This window comes from Psychromonas algicola (assembly GCF_004378355.1).
In the GTDB taxonomy this organism is placed as follows: domain Bacteria; phylum Pseudomonadota; class Gammaproteobacteria; order Enterobacterales; family Psychromonadaceae; genus Psychromonas.
Genome location: NZ_SNUB01000003.1, coordinates 157017 through 182301, shown reverse-complemented (window position 1 = coordinate 182301; position 25285 = coordinate 157017). Strand labels below are relative to the sequence as shown.

The following is a 25285-nucleotide window of genomic DNA, read 5'->3' as shown; positions in this document are numbered from 1 at the left end:
ATATTTGATAGTTTACCAGGTGCAGGCCCACGACTAGCTCCACGTTTGTTAGTTGCTTTTGGTAGTAATAGAGATCGCTATAAGGATGCCTCAGAACTACAAAAATACGCTGGTATTGCGCCGGTCATTGAACGCAGTGGTAAGAAAATGTGGGCACATTGGCGATATAGTTGCCCGACTTTTTTAAGACAAACATTTGTAGAGTGGGCAGGCTTTTCTATTCGTTATTCGTTTTGGGCAAAAGCGTATTACGAACAACAAAAAGCCAAAGGCAAGCCGCATAATAGCATTATTAGATCATTGGCATTCAAATGGATAAGGATTGTATTTAGGTGTTGGAAAACGAATACACCGTATGATGAATCGACATATTTAGCTGCATTAAAACGAAGAGATTCGCCGCTTTTAAAGTTTGCAATAAATTGCTAATTTTACTAGCGGTCCACCTCAGGGCGTGTTGTTAGAGCGTATGCTCAACGATTAAGCGAGCCGATTGTTTTATGCAAAGTGCGTTAGTGTCTATTGAGATAGTATTTTTGTTTGGGATTGCACCAAATTTATTTTCCGATAAAACTTTATTTAGTTCTTTTGGACATTGAAGTTTATTAGTTCCTATACGAGATTCTCCCGTTACTCTCTCAGCTAGAACTTCCGCTGAAACCTTCAGGTAAACAGGGAGAATCTCTCCGCCATAACGTGCAACTATTGATTCCCATTGCTCCACAACTTCTATATCTAGTACCTCATCAAAACACAGAGTCACTATTAGCCCCTCTAGTTTATTTTGACAAGCTTTTTCTATCGCTAACGTCCGAAGCTGATCGACAAACTCATAAAAATCATCCTTCCCAAATTCTGAATAGACTTCTAAAGCTATATCTACAGTAAGATGATTATGTAGAATGTTGTATCCTAGTTCATCCTTCAAAAGCTTAGCCAAGGTTAGCTTTCCAGATGCTGGAGGACCATGCAAAATTATCAGTTTCATAAAACGCTCTAACGCCGCGCTATACCGCAGCTTTGTAGTTGATTGATTTGTGGCAGTCTTTTTCGCCACAAATTCAAGCGACGGAAAAGCTGTCGGCATAAGCGCTTTGTTAAATTTATCTACGCTTATGCTCAGTTCTGGATGCAATATCTGGAATCGAATCGGAAGGTGTAATTACAGTTCTAACGCTAGCTCGCTCGCCCAAACGCTGCTTTGCTACATATGTAAATGTCTTTCCTGTTCGAGCCGCCTCAGCTCTAATGTCTTCGATTTCATCACCCGAAATGAGTTCTCCAGAAGCTTCGATCATTGTCGAAAGGTGGTATAGAGACTCTTCCTCTTGGCTAGAACTACCGGAGAACTCTAAAATATCATCTAGGGGGAAATTCATTGCATCCTCCATTCCAGCACCAGCAGAGCCAAAATCATGCCCAAATATATCTCCATGTTCAATGCTACTATTTAGAACAAACAAATCATGGTCGTTAAATGGGATATGGAAATCGTTGAAGTTAATAAACTGACGGCCATCAATCCTCATCTGAAAGTGATAATGAGGATAATCTATGGACAATCCCTTATGCCCAGAAAAATCATTTTTTGAGCAGTCGAATGTCCACTCAATATTTTTCCACTTTATTGTGTATGAAATGATTTTCCCTTCTTTCTGCTCTGATTTTAAGTCATTTATATTAGCCAGTGGGCGCTCTTCATTTGCGCACCATCGCAAATATGCAGCGATATTTACATACCCATACTTGTTATATACCTTAGAAAAGTCCTTCTTTTTGAACTTACATCTTCTTAATAACCAGTGCAGGCATGGATTGCTTTTACTTAGTGTGCTGAAGTTTTTACCGCACAAATAGCAGGTATCATTTGCGTATCCATCTCTAAAGGCTTTGACTTGGCGCTGGTGCTCATCACGACTTCTCCGGTTTGCTTCCTCAATTTTTTCATGTGGAATGCTATCCCAAAAATTCTTCAGCCTTTCCGCATCATACTCCATACTTGCTCCAAGAATTTAACGCTTTGCTAAGCGGCTAAAAATTGTTGACTAAAATAGCGAGGAACGAGCAAAAGCCAACTGTTTTTTGTCCGTTTAAGCAACTTGTTATAACTAAATTACACCTAGCCTATCAGGTTTTAAAATAAATGAACCCTGCGATTCAAATAACTTATTTGCTAGAGCCTCTGAGCTACTCTCTTTTGCGTAACCCAACTCTTCAGGTGTGATACCTGTTATTTGTAGAATATCGACCTTGCCAGATATTAAGTCGAATGATTCAGGGAACTGATTTGGCTTTACGACCATTAAGTTTGAGATATTTGGCTCAATAGACATAGGAATACGATCACCGTAGTCCACTAGTGGTTTGTCACCATATTGACCAACAGAAACTAAAATATTGAAAGCGACCAAACTCCGTAAGGTATTTATAGCCCAGTCATTTTCTTCGTTTGTTTCAAGGATAAACTCAGTGCCAAAGCCTGAGTATTCTTCTGGTTTATCTGACTCCCAAGAATTAGACATACCAGAAGTAACATAAACCCAAGTGCTGCGGTCACTAGTGGGCGCGTATTTAAAAACACCATAGTGTAACCAGCGTGGATCAATGTCATCGATACCAAATTGATTTTTGAATAAGGAAGCATCTAGCGGATAAATACCTTCACCTGTCCCACCAAATAATTCAGGGTATATTTGCTCTTCTCGTTGTTCCCACGAATCTTCCAGCAAGCTCATAATCTTCCTTTAGTTATAACAGTATATTATCCATAATTCACGATAGTAACGGATTATGGCTTGTAAAATTAATATAAAAAATAACAATTAATTCATTAACAGTCAAAGCTTTACAGCATTTTAATAATGGCAATATTAACTATTACTTTTGTAGAAACTAAGCACTGCGTCATACTCAGCTTTTTTGTGCTGAGTATGACGCAGTGCTTAAAAAATTAAAGATTATGAATCAATAAATTAGAAATTTAGCCATGTAGAAAGTGAGCATCTTAGTGCTCACTTTCTACACAAAATATTACATTTTTGGGGAAATATCATTATAACTGTGTAAAAACACAGATTATTAAAATATTTTTCACAATCTCTTCGAGATGTGATTCGATCAAAACGAGCTAGTCTACAAACAGAAAAACTATTTATATTGAGTGAAGCTTTTCATATTTGAATCTAAGTTTTTAATGATAAAAGACACCCTAAATAAATGAATAAAGTTAGGTGCTTTTTTGCATCGGCAACTTTAAAGAAATAATACTGGTAAGTAACAAAAAGCCAAAGGCAATCCATAAACACGCGGCAAAGCCATACACTTGATAAACCCAGCCCGATAACAAAGTCCCTACTAAGCGCCCCATTGCATTGGCCATATAATAAAAACCAACATCTAAAGACACGCCGTCTTCTTTTGCGTAACTAATAATGAGGTAGGAATGTAATGATGAGTTAATCGCAAAAATGGCACCAAAAACTAACAAACCAATGCCAATAACCCATTGTGCTTGCCATTGTAATTCAACACCAAAAGCTAAAATCCCCGTCACAAGCGTTAATAAACAACACCATAAAACCGCACTTTTTCCATTGGGTGCATGGCGTTGCTCAGAATGAGCAGCTGAAAAGTAGTGAGTGATTTTAGGCGCAATACCTTGAACAATGCCATAAAGAATTACCCAAACCGCAATAAAACTTCCTACCACGGCGTGTTCCCAGCCAAAGATACTGGCTAAGTAAATAGGTAAAGCCACTACAAACCACACATCACGAGAAGCGAATAAGAATAACCGCGCCGCAGAAAGGATGTTCACTGATTCTGACTTAGAAAACATCTGTGAAAATTTAGGTTTTGTTTTTGCTTTACCTAAGTCTTTTTCTAGGTAGGCGATACTTAGTACAAACACTAGCGCCAACACAGATGCCATTACCACTAAGGCCATTTGGAATCCTACAGTGGTCAATAATAAACCACCTAAGAAAAAGCCTGCTCCTTTTAAGGCATTTTTAGAGCCCGTTAAAATGGCAACCCATTGGTATAATTTGCCCTGCTGATCATTGGGTATGAGTGTTTTTATCGCGCTTTTTGCGCTCATTTTATTAAGGTCTTTAGCAATGCCGGATAACGCTTGAGCAGCCATTACCCAAGCCACACTTAACCAATCGCTAGGTACCGTCAGTAATAATAACGCAACGACTTGCATCGCAAGACCAATATTCATGGTGCGATTTAAGCCAATTTTAGCCCCTAACCAACCACCAATTAAATTGGTGACGACACCAAATATTTCGTAAAACAAAAACAACAAAGCGATATTTAAAGGGCTGTACCCTAATTGATAAAAATAAAGCACAACCAACATGCGTAACGCACCATCGGTAATGGTGAAGTTCCAATAATTGAAAGTGACTAACAAATATTGGCGTAACGGTTTATCAAGCTTTAAAAACCACTTCATTGTTTATCCCTTACAAGTTTAGGCTAAGCCGACTTTTTTCATTAATTCAGCAGTACGTGTTGCATAACCCATTTCATTGTCATACCACGCATAGATTTTTAGCATACGCTTACCAATCATCATGGTTGATAACGCGTCAACAATAGTAGAGCGTTGGTCCCCACGATAATCGATAGACACTAGCGGACGCTCTTCATAACCAAGAATCCCCGCCAATTCACCTTCAGCAGCTTCTGCTAATAATTGATTCACTTCTTCTGCGGTTGTATCACGCGCAACTTCAAAGACAATATCGGTTAACGATGCATTCGCTAATGGAACGCGAACAGCATGACCGTTTATTTTGTCTTTTAACTCTGGGAAGATTTCAACAATTGCTTTAGCTGAACCGGTTGTGGTTGGGATCAAGCTCATGCCACAAGCACGTGCACGACGTAAATCTTTATGTGGTGCATCTAAGATAGTCTGCGTGTTAGTTAAATCGTGAATAGTGGTAAAAGCAGCATTAGTGATCCCCACTTTTTCATGAATTACTTTTACAATTGGCGCTAAACAGTTAGTGGTACAAGAAGCTGCTGTTACAATTTTATGTAGCTCAGCATCAAATACATGTTCATTCACACCAACAACAATATTGGCGATATCATCATGTTTAACAGGTGCAGAAACCACAACACGTTTAACGCCTTGCTTAAGGTATTTATCTAACAATGTTTTTTCACGGTGAACGCCTGTTGCTTCCACAACCACATCACAACCGGACCAATCAACGGCATCAATATCTGCTTGCTGACTCACTGCAATCGATTTTCCTGCAATTGTCATACTGTTATCTGCACTTTCAACGGCATGTGACCAACGCCCTTGAATCGAATCAAACTCTAATAAATGCGCTAAGGTTTTTGCATTCCCTGCCACATCGTTAATGTGTACAAATTCCACTTCAGGCCAATCAAATGAAGCTCTCATGACTAAGCGCCCAATACGTCCAAATCCGTTAATACCGACTTTAATTGTCATAGTTTTCTCACTCTTTTTAATTAATTATTTTGTTTTGCATGTTGATAATTAGCGATATCTTGCTGATATTCTGTCTTTAAACAATTGGATGCGGTTAAGCCTGCGATCACTTTACGCATCCAACCTGGTAATTCTGCATTTACTTTGTAATAAACCCATTGCCCTTCTCGCTGATCAAGCAACACACCTGACTGGCGTAAAATAGCTAAGTGTCGAGAAATTTTAGGTTGGCTTTGATCCAAGGCGATACATAATTCACCGACACTGATTTGCTCTTCACGAGCAATCAGAATTAAACAGCGTAAACGCGTTTCGTCGGATAACATTTTAAAAAATTGATGGGGCAACATAAAAACATCCACATATACGAATATCCACATATATTAATTAAATACATGAACAAGTCAATGCATTATTTATATTCAATATGATGTTATTTTGTATAAGCCAGCTTTATGCAGGCAAGACTTTATTTAAGAATCGCTTTAAGCCAAGACAGCTTGTTTTTATAAGGAGGATAAATAACAGGAAGATCAAACCAAGTCGCCGCTTTTAACACACTCTTTTTATGTGAAAAAGTATCAAAACCATGTTTGCCGTGATAACTCCCCATACCACTTGAACCAACTCCACCAAAAGGTAAGTGAGGATTAACTAAATGTTGAATACAATGGTTAATGGCAACACCGCCCGCTTGAATATTAACGGTCAATGTATTTTGAATACGTTTATCTTGGCTAAAAATATAAGCCGCTAAAGGATGACTAGGCAAAGATTGAATAATAGATAACACGCTTTCAAAGTCAGAAAATCCAATCACTGGTAATACAGGGCCAAAAATTTCTTGCTGCATGATTTCATCGGTTAATTCAACGTTATGCATTATTGTTGGAGCAATATATCGTTGTTCGATATTAACGTCGCCACCAATTAACACTTTATCTGCATCAATCAACTGCCCAACTCGCTCAGTATGTCGCGTACTCACCATGCGTCCAAAATCTGGATTTTGACTTGCATCTTCACCATATAACGTTTTGATGCGTTGCGTTAATTTTGCTATAAACTGTTCTTTTATTGAATCATCTACTAATACATAATCAGGCGCTACACAGGTTTGTCCTGCATTAAGCATTTTTCCGTAAACGATACGTTTTACTGCGACATCAATATTGGCATCTGCACAAACAATACAAGGGCTTTTACCACCAAGTTCTAATGTAACAGGCGTTAAATTTTTAGCAGCAGCTTGCATGACAATCTTACCTACCTCACTACTTCCAGTGAAAAAGATATGATCAAATTTTTGAGCTAATAATGCCGTTGAATGTTCTACTTCGCCGTTAATACATTCAATGTATTCTGGTGCGAAAACAGAGTTTATTATTTGTTTCAACACTTCACTGACGTGAGGCGTTAATTCAGAGGTTTTTAATACGCTACAATTACCAGCCGCAATTGCCGCAATTAAAGGCGATAAACATAATGAAGCGGGATAATTAAAAGGCGCAATAATAAAACAGACACCTAAGGGATCTGAATGAATATAGCTGGTCGCAGGTTGTGATAATAAAGGCGTTTTTACTTTCTCAGGCTTCATCCACTTTTTAAGTTGTTTAATGGTTAAACTTAACTCATGCAACACAAAACCAATTTCAGTTAGATAGCTTTCATATTCAGATTTACCAAGATCTAAAAACAAGGCTTCAGTCAATGCAGATTGATGAACGATTATTGAACTTTTCAACAACAACAGTTGCTGTTCACGATAAGCGAATGAAAAAGGTTTATTCGCAATAAAAAAAGCACGCTGTTTTTCTACCAATTGTTGGTAAGAAGAGGTTAATGTCATCGTAAAAGCCTATATGTAAAAACTATATGCACACTATAAAAACAGAATCTTCATTTACCCAAATGCCTATTTCACATTAATTATGTATTTGAGGAACGGTTGTTAAACTTAATAATTGTGCAAAACCATCTTCTTCACTTAATGAGATATGGCCAACAGCAGAAGGAGAGAAAGCAGGCACACCAGCTGCAGGAGCAAGTTCGCCAACGATATAACCAACCAAGGGTAAATGTGAAACAATCAGTACAGATTTAAAACCCTGCGCTTTTAATGCTAATAATTCATCAACGGCCGCTCGTGCACTACCGCTAGGGGTTAAACAAGGCAATGTTTGAATATTACTGACGCCTTCAAAAAATGGACTCACCGATTGCCAAGTTTGTTGTGCTCTAACGTAAGGACTAACTATTACAGCATCTAATGACACATCTTGTTCAACTAAATATTTAGCCATTAATTCTGATTCTTGGCGACCGATATCAGTTAAATTACGTTCGGCATCGGAATAAGCCATCATTTCAGCTTGCCCGTGGCGCATTATATATATTTGCATACTATTTCTCCTGAGCAAAAAAAAGCTCCATTACCAAAGAGTATGGAGCTTAACAATTATTTAACAACTACTAAAGCAGTCTTAGTAATAGTATGATGTTTTTGATTAATCGTTTACAGGTTTATTGCCAGATAATTTTAAGATACCAACAGCGGCAACAAATACAGCAAGAAAACCAACAACAAAAATAGTTGGCATTGCCATGTAACCTAAAATATGCCAAATAATTGATTCTAATTCACTCATTGTTGCTCCTTAAATAATTTGAACACCTAATGAGAAAAAGAATACGCACTATTCACTTAAATAAACAGAAAAAAGAGGCAATTATAATCACTACTTTTGATCTAGTGCAAGATTCATTAATGTGTTTTGTAAAATAACGCTAATTTCAAAAAAATGGACCTAACTTAAGGAACTTTTTGATATTGAAGTTGCCTTTTATTGCAAGTATATTTCCTATAAATTAATAATGAAGATACCTAAAAATGGCTAAACAACAATTAAATCAATTACGTCACTATTTAAATCAAATGATCTTAGGGCAAAGCCAACTTGTTGACAGCTTATTAATAGCCTTGTTAGCAGATGGCCACATTTTAGTTGAAAGCCCACCAGGACTTGCAAAAACACGTGCAATCAATGCTCTATCAGATGGTATTGAAGGTGACTTCCACCGTATTCAATTTACACCTGACTTACTCCCATCGGATGTAACGGGCACCGATATTTTCCGCCAAGAAACTGGGCAATTTACCTTTGAAAAAGGGCCTATTTTTCATAATTTAATATTGGCCGATGAAATCAACCGTGCGCCTGCAAAAGTGCAATCCGCATTATTAGAAGCCATGGCTGAGCGTCAAGTGACAGTAGGCAAATCGACTTATGCGTTACCAGAATTATTCTTGGTGATGGCAACACAAAATCCATTAGAGCAAGAAGGAACCTATCCGCTTCCTGAAGCTCAGTTAGATCGCTTTATTATGCATATTCAACTTGATTACCCAGATGCAGCAACGGAACGTTTGATTTTGCAACTGAATCAAAAAGAAATTCTTAAACAAGAAATTGCAAAAGTAGAGCCACTTTCTGATACGCAAATATTTAAAATGCGTGAAGAAGTAATGAAAGTCAGCATTTCTGCGCATCTAGAGCAGTATGTTATCGACCTAATTATTGCCACTCGTGATCCAGCTCGTTTTGGTGAACAACTACCGCAATGGATAAGTTACGGTGCAAGTCCTCGTGCTACACTGGCTTTAATGCGAACAGCAAAAGCGAGAGCATGGTTAAATGATAGAGATTACGTGATCCCTGAAGATATCATCAGCAATTTATATCCTGTGCTCCGTCATCGCTTAATTCTAAGTTATGAAGCCGAAGCACAAGGTGTTGATGCAAACCAAGTTATCAAAGAAATCATTAATCAGGTGGCGATTGCAGGATAATGGATATTAATACACCAGCTATTTTAAAAAATACGCCCTATACGACGGGCGTAGATATACAACTAGCTGAATTATTAAATTATAAACAACACGGTAAACTAACTTTAAATGCAAAACGTTTACCCGCTTCTCGGCAATTATCAGGCAACTATTTAGCGAATATTAAAGGTCGTGGAATGGAGTTTGCGGAAGTGCGTCACTACCAAGCAGGAGATGACGTTCGCTCAATTGATTGGGCGGTTACCGCAAGAACAGGTAAAGCACACACCAAGTTATTCCAAGAAGAAAAAGAACGTCCTGTATTTTTGTTAGTTGACGTCTCCGACAGTATGGTTTTTGGTAGCCAACTGGTTTTCAAATCAGTCCAAGCTTGTCATCTAGCAGCGCTATTAAGTTGGCAAGCTAAACAACGCAATGACAGGCTAGGTGGCATTGTATTTAATCAACAAGAAGTGGCCGAATTAAAACCAACTTCTCGTAGCAAAGGTTTAATGGCTTTTTTACACAAAAGCCAACTGCTCTGTAAGAAAGTCGCTTTTAAATCAACGCAACAACAATCCCTACTAGATCAACTAAAACGACTTTCTCATTTAGTACAAACAGGTAGCCAAGTTCATTTGATCAGTGACTTTTCACAGTTGGATGAAGCGTGTTATAAATTGATTAATTTGATGCGTCGTCATAACCAAGTGACAGTGTGGCAAATCAGCGATCCCATTGAATCGCATTTGCCCAAACAAGCCTTACATTCAGGTTTAAAAATTGATTCGCTTAAAGGAAGTGGTTTTTTACGCAATCAAAAACAACAAAAATCATATCAACAAGCTGCCAGTCAACGCCAACAAATTATGGAAAGTAACTTACTTAAATATGGTATTGCGCATTACCATATTAGTGCTGCGACACCACTATTGGAGCAATTCAATGGCAACGCCTAACAACCCTTTTGAACAAATAATTTTACCTAATGAAGCCCCTTCTGCTTGGCCTCCAGCTCCCATTTATTGGGTAATACTCTGCTTAACTATTATTAGTATTGTAGGGTTAATTTGGTTTATTAAGCATCGTAAAAATAATAAAAAAATAGTTAAGCAAGCACTTGCTTCATTAAAACGATTACAAAAAAGTGAAGCTGATTTTGTAGCGTTAAATCAATTATTTAAAGGCTTATGTTTGCAATATTACCCGCGTCCTCAAGTGGCTTCATTAGCTGGTAAAGAATGGTTTATTTTTATCAATCAGCATAATGCCCAAAAACAATCCCTATTATTTGAGGATCAAGACACCTTTTGCCAACGTTTATATAAGCAACATTCTCTGTGCACATCACAGGATTTTGAAGCAGCAAAACAATGGATAAAAGACTTTCCTGCACAGGTGCTCGTATTACAAAAATCAATGCAAGTAGGTAAACACAATGTTTGAATTTAGCTATATCTGGGTGTTTGTTTTATTGCCTTTGCCTTTACTCGCTCGCTATTTATTAAAACGAAAAAAACAATCCTTTACTCAAGTTTGGATACCCTTAGCAGAGGGACTGCAACAGCCAAAATCAACGAAAGCGAATCCATTAATAGGCTTTGTGATCCCTTGGTTATTATGGTGTTTATTATTAGCAACGGTTGCTAAACCAATATGGTTTGATGAGCCAATACGTATTCAACAAAAAAGCCGCGATATGATCCTGTCGTTAGATTTATCTGGCAGTATGGAAGAAGTGGATATGCCATTAAATGGGAAAACCGTTGATCGGTTAACCCTAGTAAAATCGATAGTCAAAGACTTCGTCGCTAAACGAGAAGGTGATCGTTTAGGGCTGATTTTATTTGCCGATCATGCTTATTTGCAAACACCATTAACCTTTGATTTAAAAACCGTTTCAACCATGGTAGATGAAACTCAAATAGGATTAGTAGGTAATCGAACCGCGATTGGTGAATCTATTGCGATGGCAATTAAACGTTTTGTTGAAAATAAAAATGAACAACGCGTATTGATTCTATTAACTGATGGAGCAAATACTTCAGGCACCATAAAACCAATCACCGCAGCGCAACAAGCTGCTAAAAATGGTATTAAGATCTACACCATTGGTATCGGTGCCGATGAAATGGTTAAACGCAGCTTTTTTGGCAGTCAGCGAGTTAACCCTTCTGCTGATTTAGATGAAAAGACGTTAAGTGAAATTGCCAAAGTCACTAACGGACAATATTTCCGCGCAAGAAACCAAGACGACCTTGAAAAAATTTACGAAGAAATTAATCAACTACAACCGGTTAATAGTGAGTTTTTGGAATTTCGTCCTGAGAAGAATCTTTTTTATTGGCCACTTTCTTTGGCTGTATTCATTTTATTAAGTGTTGTTCTTTGGTTAAAAATAAGAGGTGAAGATGAACTTTAAAGACGCCTTTGAAAGCACATTTACAGCATTAGAATTTATGCGCCCTTATTGGTTACTCGGTATTGTTGTGGTATTAGCTTTTAGTTTATGGCAGTTCAAGCGCAATAAATCTAAAAAGACAAACATCATAGCTAGTCATCTCAGCGAACATTTGGTGACCTTACCCGAAACAACTAAAAGCAATCGTTGGGTTTTAAATAGTCTGCTTGTTATCGCTTGTATTGCATTATCAGGCCCGAGTATTCGCAGTATTAAACTCCCGGTTTATGAAATACAAAAAGCACAGGTTATTGCCTTTGACTTATCTTTTTCAATGTATGCAACCGATATAAAACCTAATCGTTTAAGCCAAGCAAAATACAAAGCAATTGATTTACTTAAACAATGGACTGAAGGTGACAAAGCACTGATTGCCTACGCTGGAGATGCCTTTGCAATTACTCCCTTAACGCGTGACAGTAATTCGATTATTAACCATGTTCCCAACCTCTCCCCTTTGTTAATGCCTGCGCGTGGTTCAAGACCCGATTTAGCGTTGCAAAAATCTATCGAATTACTTAAAAATGCAGGTTATCAACAAGGCCATATTGTATTTATCACCGATGGGTTTGATTCAGATAGTCTAGATAAAATGAAGGATATGATCGAAGGAACCGATTGGATGGTGTCAGTGCTCGCAGTAGCGACGCCTAATGGTGCTCCGATTAAATTACCTGATGATAGTTTATTAAAAGATGCTTCAGATAATATCATTATCCCAAAACTTGAAACTAATATGCTCTACCCAATTACAAGTATAAACAATGGTTTATATCTGAATATTGATGCGCAAGGTAAAGATGTTCAATTGTTAACACAGCACTACGACAATAAAACTCAGTCGAAAGAGACTCAACAGGCACAACAAAAAACAGATAATAAACAGTTAATTGATGATGGTTACTGGCTAAGCTTTTTATTGCTTCCTTTATTTTTATTATTTTTCAGAAAAGGTGTTTTTTATGCTCTCGTATTGGCTGTCACTTTGCCATTAACAACATCTAAAGTAGAAGCTTCAATCTGGAAAAACGATCAACAAAACGCATACCAAGCATTTCAGCAAGGTCAATACCAAGAAGCTATTGAACATTTTGAAACCCCTGAATGGAAAGGCGCTGCTTTATTTAAAGATAAGCAATATAAACAGGCTGAAGCGGTTTACACAGATCAATACAATGCAGATCCAAACAATAAGCAGGCGCTATATAACTTAGGTAATAGCCAAGCAATGCAGCAAAACTATCAACAAGCATTAGATAGCTTTAATAAAGCATTAGCTATCGATCCTGATTTTAAAGAAGCACAAGCGAATAAAAAAGCCGTTGAAGACTTATTAAAACAGCAAGAACAGCAACAGCAACAGCAAAATAATAAGGACCAACAATCCTCTGATCAACAACAGAATGACGATCAACAATCCTCTGAAAAAGAGCAAAACGATCAACAGAGCAATGAGCAACAAGCCTCTGAACAACAGCAAAGTGATCAGCAACAAAACCAACAACAATCTTCTGACCAAGATGAAGGTGATCATCAGCAAGATGAACAGCAGTCTCAACAGCAAAACCAACCATCAAATGCTAAACAACAAAAACAGCAAGATGCTGAACAACAAAAACAACAAGCAGCAGCAGAAGAAAATAATCAACAAAACGAACAAGAACAGCAAGCAGCTTCACAAGCAATAAATACAGAAGAGCAAGCAAATCAAGAATATGAAGACCTACCTACTTGGTTAAAAAATATGCCAGATGATCCGTCTTTGTTATTAAGAAATAAAATGCGACTCGAGTATCAAAAACGCTCTGCTGACCAACCAGTTATACGAAAAGAAAATGGAGAAATCTGGTAATGACGTTTTTACAAAAATGTTTAAGTATTACCTTAATACTATTCACTATGACTATGCACGCTTTTGCTGCGACACAAGCCACGGCATCAGTGAGTAACAATCAAGTCTATCTTGGCGATATCTTCATGCTAAATGTGGAAGTTGATGACACAGGCTCAGAATATCAATTAGATACTGATGTATTAAAAGATAAGTTCACTGTATTCCTGCCTTCTAGAGGTCAGAAGCAGATGTACATCAATGGCGAATTCAAAGCGCAAACAACTTGGCAAGTTCGTTTACAAGCTAATAAAATTGGTACTTTTACGATCCCCTCACTTAAAATTGGTGATGTACAAACTCAAGCAATAAAAATTCAAGTTATTGAACCGAGTGCGCAACAAAAATCAGTACAGGGAGATGCCATTTTTATTGAGAACTCACTCAACAAATCGAAGATATACTTGGGACAACAAGTTATTTTGGATACTAAAATTTATGTATCAGAAAACATAAGCAATGCCGATGTACTTCCACCTGCACTTGACTCGGTTGACGTTGAACGCATTGATCCTAAACCTCAATCTCAAATAATACGTAATGGCATCCGCTATCAAGTTTTCTCATATCAATACAAGATAACGCCTTCTATCGCCAAAGAAATGGTGATCCCATCGCCTTTATTAACAGGGCAAATGAATCGCCGAGTAAACCAATGGCAAGGTCAATCAGCTTATCAAGCAATCAATATCCGAGGGAATACCGTTGCATTAACGGTAAAAGACATTCCAAGTAACTTCCAAGGTGACTGGTTGGTGAGTGATGATGTTCGGATAATAGAAAACAATGACTTACATAGTAAAGAATACGCCGTTGGTGATCCTATTACCCGTAGTATTAGTTTACAGGTTGCTTCTATCAGCCTAGATAAAATGCCACAAATCAAATTAAATTATAATAATTCAATGCGCTATTACCCGGACAAAGATGATTTAAAACAGGGTGAAATTAACAATAAACTTTATACTCAACGCACAATCACACATGCAATTATTGCTAATAAAGCTGGGCAATTAGTTTTACCCGAAATAAAAATACCATGGTGGAATAGTGTTACCGACAAACAAGAGTTTGCGACGTTACCAGCACAAACATTAACAATTAAAGCGGCGCCATCAACAAACAACAATCAAAGCAATTCAACACCTTTACTGGGAAATGCAGCACTTGATCAAGCAAAATTAAATACAAGTAATAACCAGCCAGTAAATAATACCGCTGAGTTGTTATTTTGGAAAATCAGCACCCTAGTACTTTTCTTATTATTGGTTATCGGTACGATTTATCACTTTACGCAGCGTAAAGGGATGACTATAAAGGATAATAACAGTGTAAATAATGTTGTAGAAAGTAAACAACCATACAAAGCATTATTAATCGCGTTGCAACATGCACAACCTCAACTTGTCTATAATAGCTTGTTGCGATACTTACAATCTAAATATCCAGCAATTACTCAAATTCAAGAAATAGAAAATTACAGCAGATTGAATGAAGAGAAAAAGCAACAATTGTTGTTAAATCTAAAACAACTTGAATTAGCGTGCTCTGGTCAAACACATCAATGGAATGCTGGAGAGCTCACTAAATTGATTAAACAAGAACATCAATTAAGAAATCGTGATGAGTTAAATCCCCTTTCAGATATTAATCCTTAAAAATAACCATGCTTAATGCAAACTAATTTAAGCATTAGTTTGCATTAAAACGCACTAATTAGAGGCAAAAAAGACAGGTCACACTGAAAATCCGCACCATGAAGTTGCAAAAAAACAAGCAACTCACTTGTAAACTTCCTCTCCTGTTTAAACCCATACTCCTAAGTGAGTAAGATTTTGTAATCGATTGTAATATTTTGTAACAACCAATTGTTCACTAATTAAACTCAAAACGCAGTTTTCGTTAAAAACTGCAATAAAACATGACTCAAATCAAAAAAGCCAACAGATAACTACACTAGGGGATGATAATAGCGTATCTCTTACATATGATGAATATGGTTCAAACTTGGAGTGGCATATAAATTGCTCCGACTACTTAGTATGAATATAGTTCAATATATAAATGGCATGCAACTTGCTCTAGCTATTACATGTGAATATTTTTAAACCATGTATTTTTATATTCATAATTGATTTGTATAACTATTTTAAAAGCCACAAGGAAAATAAAATGAAATCGACAAAACTAGCTCTATTATTTGGTCTAACAGCATTAGTACCTACGCTTTCACAAGCGGGCACATTAGAAGATGTCGCTAAAAAAGGTGTATTAAGCTGTGGTGTTTCAACAGGTATCCCAGGCTTCTCTGCTGCAGATTCAAAAGGTGTATGGAAAGGTCTTGACGTAGATTTTTGTCGCGCCGTTTCTACAGCCGTATTTGGTGATGCAAATAAAGTAAAATATATCCCATTAACAGCAAAAGAGCGTTTCACAGCATTACAAAGTGGTGAGATTGATCTTCTATCTCGTGCAACTACATGGACAGCTACACGTGATACATCTCTAGGTTTAAACTTCGCTGGTGTTAACTACTACGATGGTCAAGGTTTCCTAGTAAGTAACAAATTAGGCGTAACATCTGCTAAAGAATTAGATGGTGCAACTTTCTGTATTCAAGCTGGTACAACAACTGAATTAAACTTAACTGATTACTTCAAATCTAACGGTATGGAATACAAAGCGGTTACTTATGATACATCAGGCCAAACAATCGATGGTTTCAAAAACGGTCGTTGTGATGCAGTAACATCAGATGCTTCTCAGTTATACGGTTTGAAATTAAAAATGGATGATCCATCATCTGTTACAGTATTACCTGAAATCATTTCTAAAGAGCCTCTAGGTCCTGTAGTTCGTCAAGGTGATGATGCTTGGTTCAACGTAGTTCGTTGGAGCTTATTTGCGGTATTAGAAGCGGAAGAGCTAGGTGTTTCTTCAAGCAATGCAACAGCAATGCTAAAATCAGAAAACCCAGGTATCAAACGTCTACTAGGTACTTCAGGTACAATTGGTGAAAACTTAGGTCTTAAATCTGACTGGGCTTACCAAATCATTAAACAAGTAGGTAACTACAAAGAAATGTTTGATGTGAATGTAGGTAAAGATTCTCCAGTAAAAATTGACCGTGGTTTAAACAAACTATGGAATCAAGGTGGTCTAATGTACCCAATGCCAGTTCGTTAATTTTAAACAGTATCTTAGGGGGCTCTTCTGCCCCCTTTTTCCCCGCTGATTAAAAGGCACATTATGAAAAATAAACAAGTATCATCAAACAATGTTGGATTGTTAAATAATCCTCTTTATCGCTCTATCTTCTTCCAAGTTTTAGCTTTAGCAATCGTTTTATTCTTAGCGTTTTATTTCACTAACAATATGTTTAATAATATTGCAGCGAGTAATATTACAACAGGCTTTGGATTTTTAGATAACATTGCAGGCTTTGGTATTAGCCAGACATTAATAGAATACAGTGATGGCACCTCTACTTTTGGAGATGTATTTATTGTTGGTCTATTAAATACATTATTAGTATCAATATTAGGTATTATTTTTGCCTCTATCATCGGTTTGTTAATTGGTGTTGGCCGCTTATCTGATAACTACTTAGTTTCTAGACTTTCTTTAATTTATATTGAAACGTTTCGTAACATTCCAATTTTATTACAAATTTTATTTTGGTATAACGTGGTACTTGCGGCGTTACCGAGCCCACGCCAAAGTTTTAACTACCTAGATAGCATTTTCTTAAATAACCGAGGTTTACTACTGCCAGAACCTATTTTTGAAGCAGGTAGTAGTGCAATTTTGATTTCTTTCATTCTTGCTGTTGCAGGTGTGATATACCTGAAACGTTGGGCAAAAAAACGCCACGACGATACAGGTGAAGAATTTCCTATTGTCAAAGTATCAATTGCGATTTTAATACTTGCTCCCACACTGGTTTATTTTGTTTCAGGACAACCTGTAACAGCTGAATATCCAGTTTTAAAAGGGTTTAACTTCAAAGGCGGTTTAACGATTGTTCCTGAGTTATTAGCTTTATTATTTGCATTAAGTATTTATACAGCAACTTATATTGCTGAAGCGGTACGTGCAGGTATTGAGTCAGTGCCTAAAGGACAAAAAGAAGCAGCTAAGTCATTAGGCCTTAAAGATCATGTCATTCTGTCTAAAGTTGTATTACCGCAAGCGTTGCGCGTAATTATTCCCCCTGTTATTAATCAATTTTTGAATTTAACTAAGAACTCATCTTTAGCAACTGCAATTGGTTACCCAGAATTAGTCACCCTCTTTTCTGGTACAACATTGAACCAAGTAGGTCAGGCCATTGAGATTATATTAATGACCATGGCTGTTTATCTTGTTATCAGTATTGTTATTTCCCTAATACTGAACTGGGTTAACGCTAAAATGGCTATAAAAGGACGATAAAATGGCAACTTATACAATGAAAGAAGCCAAGCCAGCACCGTCAGCAAATAAAGGTGTTGTTTTTTGGCTACGAGAAAACCTTTTTTCAGATGTTAAAAATTCATTATTAACGTTATTTGGTTTATATATTCTTTATGCTTTAATCCCACCGTTATTGAACTGGGCTATTTTTGATGCGACTTGGAGTGGTACAAAAGCAGAACTTCCTTCAGATGGTGGAGCTCGATGGATATTTATCGTTGAGAAATTTGACCAATTTATTTACGGTTTTTACCCTGAATCATTACATTGGCGCCCTAACCTTGTAGCGTTTTTATCTGTTGCTCTATTAGTTTCTTTAAAGTTATTAAAAAACAATAAGGTAAAAATCGGATTAATTATTGCGTTTCCATTTGTTTGCTTCGTCTTAATTAGTGGTGGTTGGTTTGGTTTAGAAGTAGTAGAAACTGAAAAATGGGGCGGATTAATGCTCACAATTTTAGTCGCTGCTGTGGGTATTATCGCGTCATTCCCTATCGGTATTGTTTTAGCGCTAGGTCGTCAATCTGATATGCCAGTGCTTAGAAACTTATGTATTGGTTTTATTGAATTTGTACGTGGTGTTCCACTTATCACTATTTTATTCATGGCTTCAGTTATGCTGCCATTATTTTTCCAAGATGGAATTGAATTTAATAAGTTATTACGTGCTTTAATTGGTATTACTTTATTCCAAGCCGCTTACATAGCAGAAGTAGTACGTGGTGGTTTACAAGCAATACCTAAAGGTCAATATGAAGCAAGTGAAGCACTAGGATTAAGCTACTGGCAAGGTATGATTTTAATCATTCTTCCACAGGTATTAAAAATATCTATTCCAAACCTAGTGGGTTCATTTATCTCATTATTTAAAGATACAACCTTAGTGTTAATTATTGGATTATTCGATATTTTAGCAATGGTTACATTAACAAACAGTGATACGAACTGGCTTGGATTTGAAACTGAAGGTTATGTTTTTGTAACACTTATTTACTGGGTATGTTGTTTCTCAATGTCACAATACTCTAAAGCAATTGAACGCAAGTTTAACACCGAGCATTAAAAGGAATCGTCATGTCAGAACAAGAATTTATGATATCAATGAAGGACGTCAACAAGTGGTATGGTGATTTCCATGTACTAAAAGATGTAAACCTAAATATTAAAAAAGGCGAAAAAGTGGTTATCTGTGGTCCTTCTGGATCAGGTAAATCAACCACTATTCGTTGTTTAAATCATCTTGAAAAATTTCAAGAAGGTAGCATCAATATCAATGGTACTGAATTGATTGAAGACGTAAAAGTAGTACGCCACATTCGTTCACAGGTAGGAATGGTATTTCAGCACTTTAACCTATTCCCTCATTTATCTGTGTTAGAAAACCTATTAATCGCGCCAACTTGGGTACATAAAAAACCTCGTAAAGAAGCGATTGAAACGGCGATGTACTTTCTTGAGCGTGTAAAAATCGCAGATCAAGCACATAAATACCCAAACCAATTATCTGGTGGTCAGCAACAACGTGTAGCGATTGCTCGTTGTCTATGTATCAACCCAGAAATCATGCTATTTGATGAACCAACATCAGCACTTGATCCAGAAATGGTATCGGAAGTATTAGACGTGATGGTTGAGTTAGCTGATGAAGGTATCACAATGATTTGTGTAACGCATGAAATGGGCTTTGCTAAAAAAGTAGCAGACCGCGTTATTTTCATGGATGCAGGACAAGTTATTGAAGAGAATGAACCAAATGAGTTCTTTGATAACCCTCAATCAGATCGATTAAAATTATTCTTGGATCAAATCCTATCGCATTAATCATGTGATTGAATAACAAAAAAAGGGCTAATTCATTAGCCCTTTTTTTATATCTTCGGTTTATCTAAACAGAACTAACAACTCAATGGAATAACCACTTTTTGTTCAAAAGTCAGGTCAGAATAAAATTGAGTCACCAGCTGAGTTTTTTTAATGCCTGTACGCTGCATTAACGGCACTGCACGCCCCGTAGCGGTCACATAGGCAATAACATCAGGATAGCGAGCTAACAATGGCTTAATCACTTCCTGGTACATCTTTTCAGCTAATAAACTTGCATAACCTTTTTTACGGTACGCAGGTACAGTGACAAAGTGTATTACCCCCAAATCTTGATATACCCTCCCCTTAAAGCTTTTAATTTTATCTGTGCAAGCTTCATAATTTTCTAACAAACTATAAGCAACAAGCTGTTCATCGATATACAGTTTAACGACTTCGGCTTGTGTGCCATGACGTAATTCATCATGTAATGTAAGCCATTCAAATAGATACCACATTTTCATATTGATTTTCCCTAATGCTAATAGCTCTTCAGCACAGGACTTTGCATTACAAATTTCAAAACGTAGCATTTTTTACCTTTAATGTTATACCAATAGTAAACCTAGAGAGAACTTAGCGCGTATAACCAATAATACAATTAATGGAGTCAACTATGTTCTCAATATTCAAACAAGATCCAATCAAAAAACTGAACAAACAACTTTCTATCAAATTAGAACAGGCAATGAATGCACAACGCAATGGTGACATTAGAACTTATTCACAACTGAGCGCCGAGGCTGAAGAAATAGACAAACAAATCGTAGCACTAGAAAATAAACAGACAGCATAATTTTTTTCAGATATTGGTATAAAAATAAACAGCTTTAATAACTCGACACCAAAAAGAACGATCGTTCAAAACTTATAGCTAATTAAATTAATAATTGTTAGTATTTGCCTTTGTGCTGTTTTACAAAGCATCGCTTACTTTTATTAATTGGATAACACTATGAATAAAAACACTATAGTTAAAGCACTGTTTGTCGGTTTAATTGCGAGCATCGCCTTTATTATTGCTCAGCCATTTTTTGGCATGTCTACATTAACGTCTCGTCATGCAGCAGCCTATATGACAGGAGGTTATAACGAAACAGTGGCGATTGTTTTATCTTGGATAGTGCATATTAGTGTTTCTGTTTTTTATGCGTTTATTTCAATACTTATTTTTAACGCAAATAACACGATATTGGCAAGTATCGGACAAGTTGTTGCATTAGGTTGGATAACAACGATGACAGCAACACCGGCTAACGAATGGGTTGTAAAAATGATTAATTCACAGTCCTTCCCTAGCTTTACCAATCTATCTGCGATCAATACTGATATTGGTCCGAAATTTTGGCTACATCTTGTTTTCTTTGCGTTTATTGTGGTTTTACTTTGGTTAGGTAAAGTTAAAAATAAACTTAACTAATTTAGCAAAAATAAAAAAGCTATTGATGTTTACCATCAATAGCTTTGGTTGTTTACACTACAGTATTTTACTTAAAATCATCAACCTACTCTTTAACAATACCTCTAATTCTACGGGCATTATTAATCGTTTCAGCATTAAATACATGTTCATATCCTGCGGCTTTCAAGAAAAACATAGCAAGACCAGAGCGCGAACCATTGCTACCATAGATGCCAATTTCAGTATTTCTATCTGGATAAAGACGCATGATTTCTTTGTCTATATCAAAATGTGATATTTGAAGATCACCTTCAATACGATCTAATTTAACTTCCCTTGCCGTTCGTACGTCTACCCAAATTTGCTCTGCGTAAGCGAATGAATTAAATAACATTCCCGATATAATAGCCGCAGCGTACAGTGGCGTTTTAATCTTAATCATGATCCATTCCTTGGTATTTCATCAAGTCTAAATTTAACATATTTGACGTATTTTATTCCTTGCGTTCAACGATTATAAAGTTAAATATGCTTTTTTAAAACTCGTTTTGTAGAAGCAGGATTATTGATCAAAGCTGCAGCAGGACGAATAGGACGTTGTGTGAAATTGCCTGAACAATTCGGACACACATGATTAAACACACCACTTGCACAAGTTGAACAAAAGGTACATTCAAAAGTACAAATCATCGCTTCCAGTGAGTCTGCTGGTAAATCTTTATCACAACACTCACAATTAGGTATCAACGCTAACATCGCTCCCCTTGCAACCATTTAATGTATTATCAATACTTAACTATTTAACGCTTTTTTCCCATTCTTCAGCTTGAGCAATGGCTTGCTTTAATAGCCCCCATTTTAATAAGCTACGTTGATATTCACCTGCTTTCCCTTTTAAGCTAATGCCATAGCTTTTTAAACGGAATGCTAGGATTGCATAAAAAGCATCAACAGCACCTGCAAATTCAAACATATAAGGCAATTCAGCTAACTCAAAAATAGCTTCAACACGTGCAATTTCTTGTTTCACTTCATCGCTTAATTCAGCCTTCTTTGCAACAGGTTTCAATGTAAAAGGAAATTGCTGACGAAGATGTATAAAACCAGAATGCATTTCAGCACATAAGCTTCTAGCAAAAGCTCTTTGCTTAACACTATCGGGATATAAACCACCCTGCGAACTTTCATTAAGGTATTCAGTAATCGCTAAAGAATCATGTATTTCAATATTGCCGTCAATAAAAGCGGGGACTAACCCCGTAGACGAATGCGTTAATATTTTTGCTTTATAATCTGCATCCGTTAAGTCAATAACAACATCTGTTGCTTTGACATTGACTATTTGTAAACATATCCAAACTCTTAACGACCATGTTGAATCCGTTCCAACAACTAACTCCATTTTTGATCTCCATTATTAAAAATTTATGTTTATCTTTTATTGTTACTCAACCAATAAGTCCTTCTTATTGTGGTTGTTCTTAAGCACAATAAAAAAGATGACAGTCCACTATCACCTTTATTTTTTTAAACTATTATTTAGCTATTTAATGATTCAATAGCATCAGAAGTGGTTTCAAAATAAATTTTAGTAAGACAAACTTCTGCTTTGTTAAATTCATGTGAACGAATTAAGTCAGTGACCTGTTCAACGGTAAATATTTTTTGATTATCCACCAGCGTTAATTCATTTAAGCTTGTTTTAATGATGTAACTGAGACCAGAAGAATCAATAACATGATCATCATCGCTAAAAATTAACTCCTGACATTCTGAAATAAGATCTTGTTTATCCTTTAAATAGATAAGTTCGTCATCACCTTCAAGCTTTAACAAACATGGCCAAGAAACCATCAAAACACCTCATTAAATATAACATTTTAAATAAGCCTAACAAGAGCAAGCTGCTCAGACTGAAGGATTGTTAACAAGCAAATGCCAACTATTTGAACTTGATAATGAATAAGTAAAACTTCAGTAACCAATAACACAAATAATGGACATCAAAAATACACTAAAGTTTGCAATATGTACTTAATGGCAATTCAATTTAGCACTCAGATCAGGGCTTCTAAATCTTCAATAGTTTCATTTAATTTATCGTTTAACGCTGCTAACTGTCTTTTGCTTAAAGAAGTGACCAGTTTTTCAATAGTCGTTGCCCATATTGCTTGATTATGCTCTAAGACAGCTAAATGAGCTTCACTGCGCAATGAGTTGGTTTCCAAAATGGTTGGCTTTAAGGCTTCTCTAAATACAGTTTTCGCATGTTCACTATCCAGTCCTTCAATAGCAATCACTTCACTTCTTAGAGTGTACGCATTGCGTATAGCGTTAGCCCAATTGCGACGGAATTCAATCCAATGATCAAAAGTAGGTAAAAGGGCTTGATTGGTTTCTTTAAGCAGTTGTTTTTGAGAAGTATTAAGGTCACCAATAAAAGATTCAACACGAGATTCAATGCGTTCAAGTTTGTTTTCTAAGCGCTCTTGTTTACCTTCATTTGCAGCCTTTTTTATTCGTTCAATATTTCGTTGCTCCACTTCAGCTAGAAATTGATCGACTTGTTTATCAGATAATGAATAGGCAAATTTAGTGATTTCAGGTTCAAACTTGGTCAATGCCACGTCTAAAAACTGCCTCAGAGAGTCCGTATAATTATTGACATTTGAATGTTTAATTCCATTTTTAACATCTACTTTTATATATTTAATTTGCAGAATATAATTTTGTAACTCAGATTTTCGATGCCAAGAAACAAAGGACTTAATCGCACTGTCGAATTCTTTTTCTTGTGTATCCGTTAAGGTGACATAATCATCAACATACCAAGCGGCAATCCAATCGAGATTGTTATAAGCCATTTTACTGGTGCATGATGCCACTCCAAACAAAAGTGATATCAGTAAAACCACACTAATCTTTTTATTTTTTATCAAGTGAAGCTCCTATTTACAAAAAGTAAAAACAACTATTTAATTTTTCGAGAAATAAATATCCCCATAATAAGTAACAGCCTGCTGGCCTGAACTATCACTATCCGTCATTACCGCAATCGCATCAATATAACGAATATCTTTGCCTAATACGGTTTTTAAATCCTCACTTACATTGCGTTTATAACTTAACCATTTACCTAAGTTTGCTTCACCAGATTCAATAGCAAACATAGTCGCATTATCAATGTAAGGATTAGGCCAATACGTATCAACTTCGGAAAAGGATGACCAAACATAATTTAATGCTTTCGTTTTCCAAACAAACATTCCACCATCAATAACAATATAAATACGTGCAACAAAATCATCGCCAGATTTAACTCTCTCATTAAGTCCTGAATACAATTTATCGGTTTTCCAAGACCAATTAAGATATGGTGTTTTCTGCAAATCAATACGTTGCTCTTTAAACAAACCAGACGCACTGTTATGACTGTTCGCTTTTAATACGTTTGTGCCATTTACATCGCTAATAATTTTATAATCGGTATTGCCATTAAATTCTTTTTCTTGCCAATCCGTTAAATTCGCTTTAGAAAATTCACCAATCATTAACCGCTGATTGATAGAAACATCCCCCTGCTCCGCAGCGATACTTGGATGAATAACAAACAATAACCCAAACAGACAAAATAAATATCTACTCGATTGCATAACAAATTGCCTAGTAATTCGCATAGTAGCTGACATAGTAATGACCAATTAAAAGAATAAAAATAAAGGTTAAATTAATGTTAATAGACATATAAAAGCACGGATAGTGTTGAATGAATAGAGTAAATGACAAAAAATGAACAATATTGATGATTAACAGAGTAGATATCTATTCAGATTTGTTGAATAGAATGAAGGTTATTTCTATTACAATTAGGTTTTAATATTAAACGATATCACTCACAT

29 protein-coding genes are annotated in these 25285 nt (G+C 36.3%); 13 read left to right on the top strand and 16 right to left on the bottom strand.

Annotated features, from left to right (window positions below):
- Positions 1 to 429, top strand: a 429-nt coding sequence (locus E2R67_RS02875) for a transposase (RefSeq protein ID WP_134289428.1), incomplete at its 5' end; no start/stop codon positions are given.
- Between the two features lie 31 nt (positions 430 to 460).
- On the opposite strand, the gene E2R67_RS02870 is transcribed toward E2R67_RS02875, so the two are convergent.
- The 9 genes from E2R67_RS02870 to E2R67_RS02830 form a co-directional block, all read right to left on the bottom strand.
- Positions 461 to 1087 carry a P-loop nucleotide/nucleoside kinase family protein gene (locus E2R67_RS02870; RefSeq protein ID WP_134289427.1) on the bottom strand — a complete coding sequence of 209 codons (627 nt, stop codon included), beginning with the start codon at positions 1085 to 1087 and terminating at the stop codon, positions 461 to 463.
- Between the two features lie 16 nt (positions 1088 to 1103).
- A complete protein-coding gene (locus E2R67_RS02865; RefSeq protein ID WP_134289426.1) occupies positions 1104 to 1997 on the bottom strand; it encodes a hypothetical protein in 894 nt (297 codons plus the stop codon).
- Positions 1998 to 2108: 111 nt separating this feature from the next.
- The gene (locus E2R67_RS02860; RefSeq protein ID WP_134289425.1) at positions 2109 to 2735 is read right to left on the bottom strand and encodes a suppressor of fused domain protein; all 627 of its coding nucleotides are present in this window, start codon (positions 2733 to 2735) and stop codon (positions 2109 to 2111) included.
- A gap of 491 nt (positions 2736 to 3226) precedes the next feature.
- A complete protein-coding gene (gene arsJ / locus E2R67_RS02855; RefSeq protein WP_134289424.1) occupies positions 3227 to 4462 on the bottom strand; it encodes an organoarsenical effux MFS transporter ArsJ in 1236 nt (411 codons plus the stop codon).
- A gap of 18 nt (positions 4463 to 4480) precedes the next feature.
- Complete coding sequence (locus tag E2R67_RS02850; protein WP_134289423.1) at positions 4481 to 5482, bottom strand: ArsJ-associated glyceraldehyde-3-phosphate dehydrogenase; 1002 nt, start codon at positions 5480 to 5482, stop codon at positions 4481 to 4483.
- Between the two features lie 20 nt (positions 5483 to 5502).
- Positions 5503 to 5832 (bottom strand): metalloregulator ArsR/SmtB family transcription factor, encoded by a 330-nt coding sequence (locus tag E2R67_RS02845; RefSeq protein WP_134289422.1) that lies wholly within the window; start codon positions 5830 to 5832, stop codon positions 5503 to 5505.
- 119 nt (positions 5833 to 5951) lie between these two features.
- Entirely contained in the window at positions 5952 to 7334 is a 1383-nt protein-coding gene (locus E2R67_RS02840; RefSeq protein WP_134289421.1) for an aldehyde dehydrogenase, read from the bottom strand.
- 76 nt (positions 7335 to 7410) lie between these two features.
- On the bottom strand, positions 7411 to 7887 hold the full coding sequence (gene sixA / locus E2R67_RS02835; protein WP_134289420.1) for a phosphohistidine phosphatase SixA: 477 nt from the start codon (positions 7885 to 7887) through the stop codon (positions 7411 to 7413).
- Between the two features lie 105 nt (positions 7888 to 7992).
- Positions 7993 to 8133 (bottom strand): TIGR02808 family protein, encoded by a 141-nt coding sequence (locus E2R67_RS02830; protein ID WP_134289419.1) that lies wholly within the window; start codon positions 8131 to 8133, stop codon positions 7993 to 7995.
- 242 nt (positions 8134 to 8375) lie between these two features.
- Between E2R67_RS02830 and E2R67_RS02825 the strand changes: the two genes are divergently transcribed.
- The 10 genes from E2R67_RS02825 to E2R67_RS02780 all read left to right on the top strand — a co-directional run bounded on the left by E2R67_RS02825 (position 8376) and on the right by E2R67_RS02780 (position 19942).
- Positions 8376 to 9335, top strand: a complete 960-nt coding sequence (locus E2R67_RS02825; protein WP_134289418.1) for an AAA family ATPase — start codon at positions 8376 to 8378, stop codon at positions 9333 to 9335.
- Positions 9335 to 10273: a DUF58 domain-containing protein gene (locus E2R67_RS02820; protein WP_134289417.1), complete on the top strand. Its 939-nt coding sequence runs from the start codon at positions 9335 to 9337 to the stop codon at positions 10271 to 10273. Before E2R67_RS02825 ends, E2R67_RS02820 begins: the two co-directional genes overlap by 1 nt.
- On the top strand, positions 10260 to 10760 hold the full coding sequence (locus E2R67_RS02815) for a DUF4381 domain-containing protein (RefSeq protein ID WP_166739295.1): 501 nt from the start codon (positions 10260 to 10262) through the stop codon (positions 10758 to 10760). Before E2R67_RS02820 ends, E2R67_RS02815 begins: the two co-directional genes overlap by 14 nt.
- Positions 10753 to 11736 (top strand): vWA domain-containing protein, encoded by a 984-nt coding sequence (locus E2R67_RS02810; RefSeq protein ID WP_134289415.1) that lies wholly within the window; start codon positions 10753 to 10755, stop codon positions 11734 to 11736. The genes E2R67_RS02815 and E2R67_RS02810 overlap by 8 nt, the downstream gene beginning before the upstream one ends.
- Positions 11726 to 13627, top strand: coding sequence for a vWA domain-containing protein (locus tag E2R67_RS02805; protein ID WP_134289414.1), 1902 nt, complete (start codon positions 11726 to 11728; stop codon positions 13625 to 13627). The genes E2R67_RS02810 and E2R67_RS02805 overlap by 11 nt, the downstream gene beginning before the upstream one ends.
- Positions 13627 to 15324, top strand: a complete 1698-nt coding sequence (locus tag E2R67_RS02800) for a BatD family protein (protein WP_134289413.1) — start codon at positions 13627 to 13629, stop codon at positions 15322 to 15324. The genes E2R67_RS02805 and E2R67_RS02800 overlap by 1 nt, the downstream gene beginning before the upstream one ends.
- Before the next feature lie 514 nt (positions 15325 to 15838).
- Positions 15839 to 16852, top strand: a complete 1014-nt coding sequence (locus E2R67_RS02795; RefSeq protein WP_134289412.1) for an amino acid ABC transporter substrate-binding protein — start codon at positions 15839 to 15841, stop codon at positions 16850 to 16852.
- 63 nt (positions 16853 to 16915) lie between these two features.
- Positions 16916 to 18100 carry an amino acid ABC transporter permease gene (locus tag E2R67_RS02790; RefSeq protein ID WP_208379444.1) on the top strand — a complete coding sequence of 395 codons (1185 nt, stop codon included), beginning with the start codon at positions 16916 to 16918 and terminating at the stop codon, positions 18098 to 18100.
- A gap of 1 nt (position 18101) precedes the next feature.
- Complete coding sequence (locus E2R67_RS02785) at positions 18102 to 19184, top strand: amino acid ABC transporter permease (protein WP_134289411.1); 1083 nt, start codon at positions 18102 to 18104, stop codon at positions 19182 to 19184.
- 11 nt (positions 19185 to 19195) lie between these two features.
- Positions 19196 to 19942, top strand: coding sequence for an amino acid ABC transporter ATP-binding protein (locus E2R67_RS02780; RefSeq protein ID WP_134289410.1), 747 nt, complete (start codon positions 19196 to 19198; stop codon positions 19940 to 19942).
- A gap of 74 nt (positions 19943 to 20016) precedes the next feature.
- Here E2R67_RS02780 and E2R67_RS02775 read toward each other — a convergent pair whose 3' ends face one another.
- Complete coding sequence (locus E2R67_RS02775; protein ID WP_134289409.1) at positions 20017 to 20517, bottom strand: GNAT family N-acetyltransferase; 501 nt, start codon at positions 20515 to 20517, stop codon at positions 20017 to 20019.
- A gap of 83 nt (positions 20518 to 20600) precedes the next feature.
- Between E2R67_RS02775 and E2R67_RS02770 the strand changes: the two genes are divergently transcribed.
- Positions 20601 to 20780, top strand: coding sequence for a DUF6435 family protein (locus E2R67_RS02770; protein ID WP_134289408.1), 180 nt, complete (start codon positions 20601 to 20603; stop codon positions 20778 to 20780).
- 159 nt (positions 20781 to 20939) lie between these two features.
- Positions 20940 to 21404, top strand: coding sequence for a hypothetical protein (locus E2R67_RS02765; RefSeq protein ID WP_134289407.1), 465 nt, complete (start codon positions 20940 to 20942; stop codon positions 21402 to 21404).
- A gap of 85 nt (positions 21405 to 21489) precedes the next feature.
- Here the strand turns inward: E2R67_RS02765 and E2R67_RS02760 are convergent, their stop codons facing one another.
- The 6 genes from E2R67_RS02760 to E2R67_RS02735 form a co-directional block, all read right to left on the bottom strand.
- Positions 21490 to 21828, bottom strand: a complete 339-nt coding sequence (locus E2R67_RS02760) for a rhodanese-like domain-containing protein (RefSeq protein WP_134289406.1) — start codon at positions 21826 to 21828, stop codon at positions 21490 to 21492.
- 80 nt (positions 21829 to 21908) lie between these two features.
- Positions 21909 to 22142 (bottom strand): DUF1272 domain-containing protein, encoded by a 234-nt coding sequence (locus E2R67_RS02755; RefSeq protein WP_134289405.1) that lies wholly within the window; start codon positions 22140 to 22142, stop codon positions 21909 to 21911.
- A 40-nt stretch (positions 22143 to 22182) separates the two neighbouring features.
- A complete protein-coding gene (locus tag E2R67_RS02750; protein ID WP_134289404.1) occupies positions 22183 to 22788 on the bottom strand; it encodes a glutathione S-transferase N-terminal domain-containing protein in 606 nt (201 codons plus the stop codon).
- 137 nt (positions 22789 to 22925) lie between these two features.
- Positions 22926 to 23240 (bottom strand): DUF4144 family protein, encoded by a 315-nt coding sequence (locus E2R67_RS02745; protein ID WP_134289403.1) that lies wholly within the window; start codon positions 23238 to 23240, stop codon positions 22926 to 22928.
- A gap of 203 nt (positions 23241 to 23443) precedes the next feature.
- Entirely contained in the window at positions 23444 to 24325 is an 882-nt protein-coding gene (locus E2R67_RS02740) for a DUF6279 family lipoprotein (protein ID WP_134289402.1), read from the bottom strand.
- Positions 24326 to 24361: 36 nt separating this feature from the next.
- Entirely contained in the window at positions 24362 to 25039 is a 678-nt protein-coding gene (locus E2R67_RS02735; protein ID WP_208379443.1) for a DUF3047 domain-containing protein, read from the bottom strand.
- Between the last annotated feature and the right edge of the window lie 246 nt (positions 25040 to 25285).

What these genes read in the sequence shown, in the direction of transcription:
- E2R67_RS02870 (WP_134289427.1), bottom strand. Translation starts at nt 1,087, where the DNA reads ATGCCGACAGCTTTTCCGTCGCTTGAATTTGTGGCGAAAAAGACTGCC.
- E2R67_RS02865 (WP_134289426.1), bottom strand. Translation starts at nt 1,997, where the DNA reads ATGGAGTATGATGCGGAAAGGCTGAAGAATTTTTGGGATAGCATTCCA.
- E2R67_RS02860 (WP_134289425.1), bottom strand. Translation starts at nt 2,735, where the DNA reads ATGAGCTTGCTGGAAGATTCGTGGGAACAACGAGAAGAGCAAATATAC.
- arsJ (WP_134289424.1), bottom strand. Translation starts at nt 4,462, where the DNA reads ATGAAGTGGTTTTTAAAGCTTGATAAACCGTTACGCCAATATTTGTTA.
- E2R67_RS02850 (WP_134289423.1), bottom strand. Translation starts at nt 5,482, where the DNA reads ATGACAATTAAAGTCGGTATTAACGGATTTGGACGTATTGGGCGCTTA.
- E2R67_RS02845 (WP_134289422.1), bottom strand. Translation starts at nt 5,832, where the DNA reads ATGTTGCCCCATCAATTTTTTAAAATGTTATCCGACGAAACGCGTTTA.
- E2R67_RS02840 (WP_134289421.1), bottom strand. Translation starts at nt 7,334, where the DNA reads ATGACATTAACCTCTTCTTACCAACAATTGGTAGAAAAACAGCGTGCT.
- sixA (WP_134289420.1), bottom strand. Translation starts at nt 7,887, where the DNA reads ATGCAAATATATATAATGCGCCACGGGCAAGCTGAAATGATGGCTTAT.
- E2R67_RS02830 (WP_134289419.1), bottom strand. Translation starts at nt 8,133, where the DNA reads ATGAGTGAATTAGAATCAATTATTTGGCATATTTTAGGTTACATGGCA.
- E2R67_RS02825 (WP_134289418.1), top strand. Translation starts at nt 8,376, where the DNA reads ATGGCTAAACAACAATTAAATCAATTACGTCACTATTTAAATCAAATG.
- E2R67_RS02820 (WP_134289417.1), top strand. Translation starts at nt 9,335, where the DNA reads ATGGATATTAATACACCAGCTATTTTAAAAAATACGCCCTATACGACG.
- E2R67_RS02815 (WP_166739295.1), top strand. Translation starts at nt 10,260, where the DNA reads ATGGCAACGCCTAACAACCCTTTTGAACAAATAATTTTACCTAATGAA.
- E2R67_RS02810 (WP_134289415.1), top strand. Translation starts at nt 10,753, where the DNA reads ATGTTTGAATTTAGCTATATCTGGGTGTTTGTTTTATTGCCTTTGCCT.
- E2R67_RS02805 (WP_134289414.1), top strand. Translation starts at nt 11,726, where the DNA reads ATGAACTTTAAAGACGCCTTTGAAAGCACATTTACAGCATTAGAATTT.
- E2R67_RS02800 (WP_134289413.1), top strand. Translation starts at nt 13,627, where the DNA reads ATGACGTTTTTACAAAAATGTTTAAGTATTACCTTAATACTATTCACT.
- E2R67_RS02795 (WP_134289412.1), top strand. Translation starts at nt 15,839, where the DNA reads ATGAAATCGACAAAACTAGCTCTATTATTTGGTCTAACAGCATTAGTA.
- E2R67_RS02790 (WP_208379444.1), top strand. Translation starts at nt 16,916, where the DNA reads ATGAAAAATAAACAAGTATCATCAAACAATGTTGGATTGTTAAATAAT.
- E2R67_RS02785 (WP_134289411.1), top strand. Translation starts at nt 18,102, where the DNA reads ATGGCAACTTATACAATGAAAGAAGCCAAGCCAGCACCGTCAGCAAAT.
- E2R67_RS02780 (WP_134289410.1), top strand. Translation starts at nt 19,196, where the DNA reads ATGTCAGAACAAGAATTTATGATATCAATGAAGGACGTCAACAAGTGG.
- E2R67_RS02775 (WP_134289409.1), bottom strand. Translation starts at nt 20,517, where the DNA reads ATGCTACGTTTTGAAATTTGTAATGCAAAGTCCTGTGCTGAAGAGCTA.
- E2R67_RS02770 (WP_134289408.1), top strand. Translation starts at nt 20,601, where the DNA reads ATGTTCTCAATATTCAAACAAGATCCAATCAAAAAACTGAACAAACAA.
- E2R67_RS02765 (WP_134289407.1), top strand. Translation starts at nt 20,940, where the DNA reads ATGAATAAAAACACTATAGTTAAAGCACTGTTTGTCGGTTTAATTGCG.
- E2R67_RS02760 (WP_134289406.1), bottom strand. Translation starts at nt 21,828, where the DNA reads ATGATTAAGATTAAAACGCCACTGTACGCTGCGGCTATTATATCGGGA.
- E2R67_RS02755 (WP_134289405.1), bottom strand. Translation starts at nt 22,142, where the DNA reads ATGTTAGCGTTGATACCTAATTGTGAGTGTTGTGATAAAGATTTACCA.
- E2R67_RS02750 (WP_134289404.1), bottom strand. Translation starts at nt 22,788, where the DNA reads ATGGAGTTAGTTGTTGGAACGGATTCAACATGGTCGTTAAGAGTTTGG.
- E2R67_RS02745 (WP_134289403.1), bottom strand. Translation starts at nt 23,240, where the DNA reads ATGGTTTCTTGGCCATGTTTGTTAAAGCTTGAAGGTGATGACGAACTT.
- E2R67_RS02735 (WP_208379443.1), bottom strand. Translation starts at nt 25,039, where the DNA reads ATGCAATCGAGTAGATATTTATTTTGTCTGTTTGGGTTATTGTTTGTT.